12 protein-coding genes and 1 other annotated feature are annotated in these 10,859 nt (G+C 37.4%); of the genes, 2 read left to right on the forward strand and 10 right to left on the reverse strand.

Annotated features, from left to right (window positions below; genetic code table 11):
- Positions 1 to 412: 412 nt before the first annotated feature.
- The 3 genes from fur to BALCAV_RS19355 form a co-directional block, all read right to left on the reverse strand.
- The gene (gene fur, locus BALCAV_RS19345; RefSeq protein WP_003321575.1) at positions 413 to 895 is read right to left on the reverse strand and encodes a ferric iron uptake transcriptional regulator; all 483 of its coding nucleotides are present in this window, start codon (positions 893 to 895) and stop codon (positions 413 to 415) included.
- Between the two features lie 117 nt (positions 896 to 1,012).
- Positions 1,013 to 1,654, reverse strand: a complete 642-nt coding sequence (spoIIM, locus tag BALCAV_RS19350) for a stage II sporulation protein M (protein WP_003321576.1) — start codon at positions 1,652 to 1,654, stop codon at positions 1,013 to 1,015.
- A 92-nt stretch (positions 1,655 to 1,746) separates the two neighbouring features.
- The gene (locus BALCAV_RS19355) at positions 1,747 to 2,286 is read right to left on the reverse strand and encodes an NUDIX domain-containing protein (RefSeq protein WP_003321577.1); all 540 of its coding nucleotides are present in this window, start codon (positions 2,284 to 2,286) and stop codon (positions 1,747 to 1,749) included.
- A gap of 119 nt (positions 2,287 to 2,405) precedes the next feature.
- On the opposite strand from BALCAV_RS19355, the gene mciZ reads away from it, so the two are divergent.
- Positions 2,406 to 2,594, forward strand: a complete 189-nt coding sequence (mciZ, locus tag BALCAV_RS23300) for a Z-ring formation inhibitor MciZ (RefSeq protein WP_081939337.1) — start codon at positions 2,406 to 2,408, stop codon at positions 2,592 to 2,594.
- Here mciZ and BALCAV_RS19360 read toward each other — a convergent pair.
- The 4 genes from BALCAV_RS19360 to BALCAV_RS19375 all read right to left on the reverse strand — a co-directional run bounded on the left by BALCAV_RS19360 (position 2,525) and on the right by BALCAV_RS19375 (position 6,834).
- Entirely contained in the window at positions 2,525 to 3,607 is a 1,083-nt protein-coding gene (locus BALCAV_RS19360; RefSeq protein ID WP_003321578.1) for a DUF3866 family protein, read from the reverse strand. The genes mciZ and BALCAV_RS19360 overlap by 70 nt on opposite strands.
- A gap of 312 nt (positions 3,608 to 3,919) precedes the next feature.
- The gene (locus BALCAV_RS19365; RefSeq protein WP_003321580.1) at positions 3,920 to 4,444 is read right to left on the reverse strand and encodes a TlpA family protein disulfide reductase; all 525 of its coding nucleotides are present in this window, start codon (positions 4,442 to 4,444) and stop codon (positions 3,920 to 3,922) included.
- Positions 4,445 to 4,722: 278 nt separating this feature from the next.
- A complete protein-coding gene (locus BALCAV_RS19370; protein ID WP_003321581.1) occupies positions 4,723 to 6,285 on the reverse strand; it encodes a flotillin family protein in 1,563 nt (520 codons plus the stop codon).
- A gap of 24 nt (positions 6,286 to 6,309) precedes the next feature.
- Positions 6,310 to 6,834, reverse strand: coding sequence for an NfeD family protein (locus BALCAV_RS19375; protein ID WP_003321582.1), 525 nt, complete (start codon positions 6,832 to 6,834; stop codon positions 6,310 to 6,312).
- 236 nt (positions 6,835 to 7,070) lie between these two features.
- Positions 7,071 to 7,320 (forward strand) — a binding site (T-box leader).
- Between the two features lie 62 nt (positions 7,321 to 7,382).
- On the opposite strand from BALCAV_RS19375, the gene BALCAV_RS19380 reads away from it, so the two are divergent.
- Entirely contained in the window at positions 7,383 to 8,375 is a 993-nt protein-coding gene (locus tag BALCAV_RS19380) for a tryptophan--tRNA ligase (protein WP_003321583.1), read from the forward strand.
- Between the two features lie 406 nt (positions 8,376 to 8,781).
- On the opposite strand, the gene BALCAV_RS19385 is transcribed toward BALCAV_RS19380, so the two are convergent.
- The 3 genes from BALCAV_RS19385 to BALCAV_RS19395 all read right to left on the reverse strand — a co-directional run.
- Complete coding sequence (locus BALCAV_RS19385) at positions 8,782 to 9,312, reverse strand: 1,2-dihydroxy-3-keto-5-methylthiopentene dioxygenase (protein WP_003321584.1); 531 nt, start codon at positions 9,310 to 9,312, stop codon at positions 8,782 to 8,784.
- Positions 9,290 to 9,940 (reverse strand): methylthioribulose 1-phosphate dehydratase, encoded by a 651-nt coding sequence (locus BALCAV_RS19390; protein WP_003321585.1) that lies wholly within the window; start codon positions 9,938 to 9,940, stop codon positions 9,290 to 9,292. Before BALCAV_RS19390 ends, BALCAV_RS19385 begins: the two co-directional genes overlap by 23 nt.
- A gap of 106 nt (positions 9,941 to 10,046) precedes the next feature.
- On the reverse strand, positions 10,047 to 10,859 hold an 813-nt coding region (locus BALCAV_RS19395), incomplete at its 5' end, for a 2,3-diketo-5-methylthiopentyl-1-phosphate enolase (RefSeq protein ID WP_040324260.1).

The following is a 10,859-nucleotide window of genomic DNA, read 5'->3' on the forward strand; positions in this document are numbered from 1 at the left end:
ATATGATAAATACTTTTAATGTTTGTCCAACTAAAGCGATTTTCGATTGAAACATTGCTCCGCCCCCCTCTAATTATAAAGCGAAGTCCGTTTGGGCAGAAGCGAGAATACTAAGGAACAACGCTAAGTTCGCGACGTCAATCACCACGCCTTGTACCCACATCCTGTGGGCAAGGGCGACTGTTGAAGACGCTTTTTGTCTTCATAAAGACGACCGATTTTTCTCGAGCTTCTAACGGACGTAGCTAGCATGATATAAAGCGAAGCCTCTTTGTTTATAAGGCTCCTCTTGTTACAAGCTATGCCAAAAAGGGTAACGAATATACCAATCGAAAGAAATAATCTCTCTAACTTTTCGCTAAAACCGAAAAAAGCCTTCTTAATAAAAAGAAAGACTTTTTAATGTATCCGATTAAACGGTTTCCGTATTCTTTTCATTTTCCGCATCCTGCTTTTCTTTGTCATGACAACGATAGCAAATCCCATGAAAAGTAAGACGATGATCTTTAATTTTAAAGTTAAAGTCCCGTTCAACGATTGCTTCAACATCTCCTAATAAATCCTGTTGAATTTCATCAACGGCTCCACATTCTATACATACTAAATGATGATGAAAATGAGCGGCACCTTCCTGGCGTAAATCAAATCTAGAAACCCCATCACCAAAATTAATTTTATCGACGATTTTTAAATCTGCTAGAAGTTCTAATGTGCGATATACAGTCGCCAAACCAATCTCTGGTGATTTTTCTTTAACGAGGAGGTAAACATCTTCTGCACTTAAATGATCTTCCTCATGCTCCAATAAGACACGTACAGTCGCTTCACGTTGTGGTGTCAATTTATAACTTTGTGAGTGTAAGTGCTTTTTAATTCGCTCTAATCGCTTTTCCATCTCTAAAAGCCTCCCCTCTAGCATCTAACCTTCTTTTATTATAATAAGTGGAGAATATCGTGTCAATCGATAATGATTATTATTTAGAACTAGATATTCATTATCACATTAGAATCATTACATAAAAGAACTAATTACAAATTTCATTAACAAAGGGGATAAATAAGCTTCACAAAAAGATGCAATCCCCACCGCAGCACCGATACATAATATTAAAAAGGAATAACGCAAAAATTGCGGAAAGAACGGCATCACTTGTTTTCGTAAAAACTGCTGTCGAATCATCTTTATACAAAAGGCTGTACCCGAGGTCCCAACAATAATAAAAACGGGAACTAAAATAAAATTTTGTGGCATAACAGCGACAAATGAAAGCATAAACCCTTGTAATCCAAGTTGATTGACTAAAAACCCAACCGTAAACCCGACAACAACCCCTTTTATAAATAACAAAATGAGAATGACAGGTAAGCCAATAATCGATAATCCAAGAAGCCACATTAAGCCAATATACTTTGCATAATGAATAAAACTCTGACTAAAAATCTCAGAGGATGCCGCCACATGACCTTCAGAAACTTGTCCAAAAAACTGCATTAAATACAGATTCAAATCATGTTTTTGCGTTAAGCTCATACTATTGACAACAATCGCTCCAAAAATAATTCCCATCAAAAATAAAACGGTCGTAAACAAATAGATAGAACGATTTTCTTCCAAATGTGCGGCAATGACTTGCTTGAATCCACTCGTTCTCATTTAAATCCTCCCTCTCCATAACCACTTATTCAAACTCTATGAAAGAGAGAGTAAATCTATGACTAGAAACTCTTAAAAGATTCTAGGTTTGTTTATCGATTTTGTAGCATTCTCATATATTGAACAGCATAAATCGTTTTTGCATCGTGAATCTTTTCTTCTTGAATCATTTGCTCTGCTTCTTCCAACGATATTTCTAAAACGTCTAAAAACTCATCAGCATCTAACGAAATCTCGCGTTTTGTTAACCCTTCTGCCACATAAATATAAATCAATTCATCCGCAAATCCAGGTGACGTATAAAAAGAAACAATAAATTCCATACTGTCAGATACATAACCCGTTTCTTCTTGTAACTCTCTTTTGGCACAAAGTAAAGGCTCTTCATTTAAATCAAGCTTACCAGCCGGAATTTCGATAATGACTTTTTCTAATGCTTTTCGATATTGGCGAACCATGACGATTTTCCCATCGGCTGTAATCGGGATAATCCCTACCGCACCAGGGTGTTTAACAACTTCCCGTTTACTTTGTTCCCCATTAGGTAGTAAGACATCTTCAAGTTGTAAGGAAATAATTCGTCCTTTGTAAATATCTTGTTTCCCTATTGTTTTCTCTATTAAATGATCCAAAACTATCATTCCTTTGTTCTATTTTATTTTTCTCGCTCATAAAAGTGTAACACAAGCAGTTTCTTCAGTCGCATCCTACCGATTTCATAGAAAATTTTTAATAAAAGGAGACGATTCATTTGAAAATATTTGTTCATGCAAATGGTGTCAGACTAACAGGGAAAGCCTGGGAAATTAAGGCGAAATTAAAAGAAGCCAGTCAACATTATCATTATGTAAAAGAATGGAGTGAGACAGTTTACCCACCCAAGCCTAAGCTCACTTTAGTTGATTCGGCAACTGCTAAAAAGAAAATCGGATCATCTTGAAACGTTCGCCCCATTGTTTTAATTTCTTGCCCGTATAAATTAAACGCTTGAGCGATAATCGTTTCTTCGCCTTTTAACTCTGACCAGACAATATCATGTTCAACCAACGAATTTTCTTTACTTATTTGATTTTTTATTAATTGCCGATCGGAGGTTTTCATTTCAGGAAATGGCAAAATGGAGCGGGCATAAGTAAATTGAAACAAAGCCGTTCTTGTATGATGGCTTAAACCTTGTTGTCTTTGTCGTTTATCATGGAATGAAAGTCTCGGAATCCAAACCGGAATCCCATCTAACGCTCCAATTACATTAGCCCATTTCGCTTGTTCAATACCAGAAAAACCATATTTGGTACCCGTGCCAACAACACCTGGTCCAACTGATACGACAACTAAATCGGCTTCTAAGTGTTCGGTCGCAAATTGTAAGGCTGTTTGCAAGGTCGTTGCCTCATACATGCCACCAAACGCTTGACCAATCGTAATGGAATAAAAACGTTCATATAAATGAAGTTTTTGTAAATGTTCACTAACTGACAAAGCTAACGCTGCTTGATCGTCAAAAATAACACATACTTTTGCCTCTTTATGTAGGAGCTGAGCGATTGAAAAAACGAGTGGAACCATACTATGGAGTTCCGCTAATAATATTTTCTGCTTCCTTAAAGAAAATTTTTCGGAAAAGAGGGAATGGAATGGACTTTCTTGTGATTCGATGGCCATCACACTATGCTGCATCGGAGTATATCTCAATTTCATAATATGGCCATTATCTTCAGATTGCTCATGCTCACTCGACTTTTCGTAACTTGCCCTCACAAAGTCATACCCACCTGTACCAAGCCGTAATAAAGAGGCTGTCACATTAACTAAAACGACATCCCCTTTTTGAACAGGTTTTGTAAAAGCCTTATATAAAATCGCCTTTTTTGAAAACTGATCCGTCTCGAGCCACTGTACTTGCTTATCTTCACTAATAACCCGAAGAACTTTTACCAGCTCCTCACGATACATATACTCACCCGCCCTAATCCCAGAATACTACTAGCATATCTCAAACTTATGGAATTTATGATCTGAAATGAAAAAGTAAAGCTATAAACAAACAAGTAATGCTCATATCGGAGAATGATAAGGAAATTTGCAGAATGGCTCGAACTTCCTCTTATTCGGCTTATTCTCTCCTGCTCTCTTTCCTTTTTACGCCGAATTCTCTTTTATTCGGCTTATTCTCTCCTGCTATCTTCCCTTTTTACGCCGAATTAGTTTATATCAAGCCTCCTGATTCCTTCCTTCTTTTCAAAAAAAAAGAAAGCAGCACGTAGACTACTCTCTATGAGATAACAAAGGCTCAATACTATGCTCGAGCATCTCTTTATTCACTTCCCCTTTAAAAACATGCTCAATAATGCCTTCTTGATTTATAACATATGTCCTTGGAAATCCAGTAATATGATACTCCTCATAAACCTTACCTTCCTCATCGAAAAAGACAGGTAGTGTCAAACCGATCTCCTCAATAAATTCAGGAGCATCTGTTAATGCTCGTTCAAATCTTTGCATATTAATCGTTAAGACCGTTACATCATTTCCGTACTCTTCATCTAACTCCATTAAATCAGGCATCTCACGTATACATGGCTCACACCATGAAGCCCAAACATTCAAGACAATAACATCTCCAAAAAAATCACTTAAACTTTTTGTTTCCTCCTCATACATTGGCAAAGTAAAGTCAATCGCTTCCATTCCAGGTTCACTGCCAACTTCCAATCGATCCGTCATAAAAAAAACGACAATTCCACCAATTACGGCTGCTATTAATATAATCATTGTTACATGCTTATTCATCCAAGTATCCCCCTCAACTTTAGCCACGCTCTCATTATAGAAATAGAAATGAAGAGTAGCAAGTAAACCGAGTGACTATTTTGTTACAGCTTATATCCCGCGTCCCTTTAGGAGGAGGTGTCTACTCTAAATCATTTCTAATCCAAACCCTTCAACAACATAAAAAAAGCTAATGAAAGCCGCTATTTGGCCTGCATTAGCTCCTATTTATTTAGTTTGTCTTTGATTCATTTGAATATAAACGAAAAATCGCAAACTCTATTATCCTACTATTTATTTTAAGAGGCGTCCTCAGTAGAATCATTTTTAGCTTTTAAATCCTGAGTAGGATCATTTTTAGTCTTTAATTCCTCAGATAACTGGTCAATCGACTGTTTCACATTCCCTTTTCCAGAGAAATTTTCAATCAGTTCCTTGACATCAATACCAGATGATTCTTTTAAAGTTGTTTGTAGAGTAGACATTAAGTCCGTCGCATAGGACGTTACTTTATTAGCCCCACTCCCTTCACCATTTCCACCTGTATCCACAACCGTAATCTTATCAATGTTAGAAAGTGGGCTCGCAATTTCTTTTGCGTAATTAGGTAACATTTCCAAGATCATATCAAGCATTGCCGCTTGACCATACATTTCATATGCTTCAGCAATTTTCTCTTTCGCTTCAGCTTCGGCAAGACCTTTAAGTCGGATAACTTCCGCTTCACTTTCCCCTTTCGCTCTTTCCGCTTCAGCATGCGCTAAACCATCGACACGAACCTTCTCTGCTTCGGCTTTAGCCATCGCTTCAACACGATATTTCTCCGCATCGGCTTCGGTAACTTGTTTCCACTTCGATGCTTCGGCAGCCTGTTCAACGGCATAACGATCGGCATCAGCCTTTTTCTTCACTTCTGAATCATATTGACGCTCACGTCTTTGAATCTCTTTTTCTTCTAACTCAATTTGTTTTTGACGCTCAATAATTTGAACTTGCATTTGTTGCTCCGTTACTTCTTGTTTCGCTCTTGCTTCCTCTAAATGATACGATTGGTCTGCTCTTGCTTTTGCTTTATCTTGCTCTGTGCGGAACTCTGCTACTTTTAATTGATTCACTTTTTCCGCTTCGGCAATTTCAGTCGCTCTTTCTAATTCAGAACGTTTTGCTTCTTTGCTCGCTTCCGCTTGTTTAATTCTCGTTTCTTTCTCGGCTTCAGCTGTTGCGATATCAGCATCACGTTTAATTTGAGCAATTCTCGGCTTCCCAAGTGACTCTAAATAACCATTGTTATCTCGCAAATCTTTAATCGTAAAGGAAACGATAATCAGACCCATTTTGGCTAAGTCTTGAGAAGCAACTTTTTGAACCTCTTGTGAAAAGCGCTCACGATTTCGATAAATTTCTTCTACCGTCATTGTCCCTAAAATAGAACGTAAGTGACCTTCAAGTACTTCCTTCGCTTCTTGTTCACGCTCTGCTTTAGGTTTCCCTAAATATTGTTCCGCCGCTGTTGCGATTTCACCAATCGAGCTACCAATTTTAATGATCGCAGTTCCATCAGCAATAACCGGAACACCTTGCTCCGTATAGACTTCTGGCGTTTGTACATCTAGTTTACTAGATAATAGTGTAAGTGGTTCGGCTTGTTGGAAAACTGGTAAGACAAATGTACCACCACCACGAACAATTTTTATTTTATTACCGATCGCATCAGTATTAACGTTTTTTGAACCTAAAAAGCTTCCTGTCACGATTAACGCTTCATCGGGACCAGCCGTACGGTATTTTGTAATAAAAACAGCTACTAATGCAATCACAATCGCTACTACTAAACCTATAACAATAAAAGGTGCTTCTAACATTTTTTAGCCTCCACTATCCATTTTTTATACATCTAATTGCTCGTTTTCTCGCTCTGCTACATAGAGAATTCCCGCTTGAATATCAATTACAATCACTTCTGTGCCTGATACAATCGCAGGACCTTCAAAGCTTTTAGCTGACCTTGAAATATGACCACTATGATCTCTAATCATGATTTCACCAAAACCGTCCTCTGGAATCGAAATAATGACCTCAGCAATTCGTCCGCGTAAATCATCTTCACTATAACCTAACGTCGCCTCTGCATTTGATAATGGCACAAGAATAAAAACATTTAATAATGTGACTAACAATAAGGCAACCCCAATTGAAATTGCGATTATAACGAAGGAATTAATCGGTAAATATTCTAATAAATATCCAGAAGCACAGAAAAAGGTAAGAAATGATAGAACGAGTACAGGGTTGAAAATTCCATCAAGAAACCCAAAAATGGCATCTAAAAAATCGCTAAGAAGTAAATATAGAATCGTAATCGCTGCTCCGATAATTAAACCAATAAAATAAATCTGTTGGATATCCTCCATGGTTCTCCTCCTCTCGTTCTCATAATTGGAAATCCTTTAGAGTAATTAAAAGGTCTTCCTATGTAGACAATACCTCCCTTCAATTGTATTTATTAACTAATAATCTATACGTTCTAGTTTAAAAAATGTTTCAGTTGAACACAATTAAATTCTTAAAATTTTTTTATTTTTATTTTTTAAAAAGGCTTGCAATCTCATTTTATTTCTATTACAATCAATAAAAATTGAAATATCTGGATAAAGCATTGATAAAGAAGAGTAAACAAATTACGACAGTTAAGAGAGCTGATGGTTGGTGTGAATCAGTCTGTAGTTATTGTTGAATGGGCTTTGGAGCTTTCAGGCTGAACGAATAGTAGGCCTTGACGAAACGCCTTATCGTTACAAAAGGCAGCGTATCGAAATGATCTTTATTTCCGTACGTCGATAAGTGCGTTTTTTAATAAAAACGAACAAAGGTGGTACCACGGGTCTCCCGTCCTTTTTTTGAGGACGGGGGACTTTTTTATTTTATAGATCAAAAAATTTAGCACAAAGGAGATAAAAGAATGAAACGAATTGTAACTGGAATTAAACCAACAGGAGACATTCATATTGGCAATTATGCTGGAGCCATTAAACCTGCTCTGAATTTCATGAAGGATAATCAACTTGAGCCGTTCTATTTTATTGCGAATATGCATGCTTTAAATTCTGTTAAAGACACAGATCTCTTGAAAAAGCAAACGTTAGAAGTAGCGGCGACTTGGATTGCACTCGGATTAGATCCACAGAAAGCAACCTTCTTTAGACAGTCAGACATCCCAGAACTGTTTGAGCTAAACTGGATATTAGCTAACTTAACATCAAAAGGGCTAATGAATCGGGCCCATGCATACAAAGCAATGGTTGACCAAAATAACCGAGCCGATATCGATATGGACACAGGGGTTAACATGGGCTTATTTAATTACCCCATTTTAATGTCTGCCGATATTTTAATGTTTAATGCCGATGTCGTTCCGGTTGGGAAAGACCAAGTTCAGCATATTGAAATCGCTCGTGATTTAGCAGAGCAATTTAATCATACTTTTGGCGAGACATTTAAGCTCCCTAACTATTATATTGAAAAAGAAGTTGCCGTTTTACCAGGATTAGATGGCCGAAAAATGAGCAAAAGCTATCAAAATACGATTCCTCTGTTCTGTAAACCAAAAAGATTACAGAAATTAATTAAACAGATAAAAACAGATTCATCCTTGCCATCGGAACGAAAGGATCCAACATCTTCCCCACTTTTTACAATGTATCAAGCTTTTGCTACCGCAGATGAAACGTTAGAAATGAAAAGACGATTTGAACTGGGAATTGGTTGGGGAGAAGTAAAAGAGTCCCTTTATACGGTCATGAATCGCGAATTAGAGAAACCAAGAGTTAAATATGAAGAACTGATCGCCCAGCCAGCCGAAATTGAAAAACTCTTAGCAGTTGGAGCCGAAAAAGCACGATCTTATTCGGCAAAGAAGTTAAAAGAAATCAAAGAAAAAGTCGGGTTATTATAATGAGCAAAAGCTCCTAAAAGATTCATTATAAGCTTTTAGGAGCTTTTGATGAGTTTAAAATTAAATCGCACCGTAATTTGCTGCAGCTCGGATTTTCATTACCTATTCATGGCTTTTCGCACCGTAATCCGCTGCAGCATGGCTTTTCATTACCTATTCATGGTTTTTCGCACCGTAATCCGCCACAACACGGATTTTCATTACCTATCCTCCTCTTTTCGCTCCCTAATCCGCCACACCTGACTAAAAAAAGAGCAATGGGTATACCATCACTCGAAAATTCCTCTATATTTAGAGCCACCATCTACTTAGCAGCTTTTGTAGTAGTGCTAATTTCCTTTTATACTTTATTTAGAGCTAATTCAATTTCTTCATCCCCATTTGATCCAACTCTTACATAAATTTTTTAAGAAGGTTGTTCCTCTTTATCGTAAACAGGAACCCACCCTTCTTTTGTTTTAAAAATACGAACCGCCACAACTTTCCGATCTTCTTGTAAAGTAAAGTAATGACGATAATATTCGGGAACAGAAATCAGATCTCCTGGCTCAAGTTCAACATCAAACCACCTTTTATCTTGACTTTCAATCGCAAAAATTCCATGTCCACTAACGATAAACCGCACTTCATCATCTGTATGATGGTGTTCATTTAAGAAATTTTTTAAAAGCTCATCTAAATTTGGTGTTGAATCCGATAACGAGATTACATCTGCCGTTAAATAACCACGGCGGGCTGAAATATCAGCAATCTCCCTTTTATAAACTTTTAAAATCTCTTCTTTATTTTCATCTGTTAACGTAAAGTTTTCCACTAAATGTTCTGGTAAATTATCTGTCCCCCACTTCTCATAAATAACTCCTTGTTCCTCTAAATATGAAACGAGTTCATCCCCTCTTAATCTTTCATCATTATCATGAAAACGTAACGTTGCCATTCCCAATTCCTCCTTTAATTAAATGTTTATATTGTAATTGTCGTAAGTGAAACGAACATAAAAATTCAAAGGCTTCAAGATGTTTTTTCGCCTCAAAACCTGTTCGCCCCCATACGGTAATTCCATGATTACGAATTAATACTCCTTTTATATGAGGAGTAATTTGGTTAGCCAACTCTTTAGCTAATTTAGGAATTTCAGCATAGTTTTTAATAATCGGTAAAGTGATTTCACCACCCTCATCCCAAATCCCAAACGCTTTAATTAGTTCTTGACCTTTAAAAGTGATAAAACCTTGGTCTCCATACAAATCCGAGATAAGATTATTATCCAATGTATGAATATGCAAACTACAGCCTGCATCGGTGTTTTGATAAATTTCAGTATGGAGCAATGTTTCAGCAGACGGCTTTAAATGAGTTTCTTCAACTGCTAAACCTAATTCATTCACCAACAAAAAATCTTCATCTGTTCTTTTTCGTTTATCTTTTCCGCTTGCCGTTACTAAAAAGGTAAGCGGATCCGAGCTTACTTTTATCGAAAGGTTTCCACTCGTACCTGGAAACCAATCTCGTGCCGCTAACTCTTCTTTAATATCAGCAAGCTCATTCCAACGTTCCGAACTCATCACTTCACCTCATTCTTTTTTAAATGGTTAATCACTTCAGAAAAGCAATGATGTTATTGGTTTCTGTCATCATGCCAGCAAAGTCTATAAAAGATGACCCGTTTCCTCATGGTTTTAAATAGCCCCATGCATCGATAGCTTTTTTCAACGCATCACTTTCCTTGGTCACTTCTGGTAAACTCTTTCCTTCTAAAACTCCATCAATAGCGTCACGGAAGGCCCGACCTCCAGCCACTGCACCATCAGGATGTCCATGAATTCCACCACCAGCATTAATGACAATGTCATGACCAAAATCTTTGATAATTTTTTCCGTCATTCCGGCATGAATCCCTGCAGAAGGTACTGGAAATGCTTGTTTGAAAACATCATCAGCTTCTTGAAGACGTTTAGCAATCGCTTCTGTTTCTTCTTTGTCTAAGGCGACGCTACCGTATGGAGATGGGAAGAGTACCAAATCAGCTCCGGCCATTCTTAGTAATTTGCCTAATAATAAGGAAGAAGCGAATCCATAATTAGCAGATGCAGTCAGTGCCCCACTCACAGCTGGATGTGCCAAAATAGGAACATCAATGTCTGGATCCTCTCGTAAGGCTTGCAAAACATCTAACCCATATGCAAAAACATTAAATAATAATGCTGGTGCCCCAAGGTCAACCGCTTGTTTCGCTCTCTCTTTTAATTCAAACGTTCTTCCCGTTAAATTAACTGCGTAAAGAGGAAGGTGACCTGTTTGTTCTGCGGCTTCTGTAATCGCAGCTAATCCTACTGGAACTCTCTCGACTAATGGAGTTAGCTCATTTTCAAATAAAATTTCATCGTCTTTAACAAAATCAACTCCGCCGAGTGCTTGAACAAGCATCTGTTCATGTAAGGAATCGAGCGAACGACCAATGGCTGCCTTAAAAATACTCATTAA

It is taken from the genome of Alkalihalobacillus alcalophilus ATCC 27647 = CGMCC 1.3604 (assembly GCF_000292245.2).
GTDB lineage: Bacteria > Bacillota > Bacilli > Bacillales > Bacillaceae_D > Alkalihalobacillus > Alkalihalobacillus alcalophilus.

What these genes read in the sequence shown, in the direction of transcription:
- BALCAV_RS19385 (WP_003321584.1), bottom strand. Translation starts at nt 9,312, where the DNA reads ATGGCAACGTTACGTTTTCATGATAATGATGAAAGATTAAGAGGGGAT.
- BALCAV_RS19365 (WP_003321580.1), bottom strand. Translation starts at nt 4,444, where the DNA reads ATGAATAAGCATGTAACAATGATTATATTAATAGCAGCCGTAATTGGT.
- fur (WP_003321575.1), bottom strand. Translation starts at nt 895, where the DNA reads ATGGAAAAGCGATTAGAGCGAATTAAAAAGCACTTACACTCACAAAGT.
- BALCAV_RS19390 (WP_003321585.1), bottom strand. Translation starts at nt 9,940, where the DNA reads ATGAGTTCGGAACGTTGGAATGAGCTTGCTGATATTAAAGAAGAGTTA.
- BALCAV_RS19380 (WP_003321583.1), top strand. Translation starts at nt 7,383, where the DNA reads ATGAAACGAATTGTAACTGGAATTAAACCAACAGGAGACATTCATATT.
- spoIIM (WP_003321576.1), bottom strand. Translation starts at nt 1,654, where the DNA reads ATGAGAACGAGTGGATTCAAGCAAGTCATTGCCGCACATTTGGAAGAA.
- BALCAV_RS19370 (WP_003321581.1), bottom strand. Translation starts at nt 6,285, where the DNA reads ATGTTAGAAGCACCTTTTATTGTTATAGGTTTAGTAGTAGCGATTGTG.
- BALCAV_RS19360 (WP_003321578.1), bottom strand. Translation starts at nt 3,607, where the DNA reads ATGTATCGTGAGGAGCTGGTAAAAGTTCTTCGGGTTATTAGTGAAGAT.
- BALCAV_RS19375 (WP_003321582.1), bottom strand. Translation starts at nt 6,834, where the DNA reads ATGGAGGATATCCAACAGATTTATTTTATTGGTTTAATTATCGGAGCA.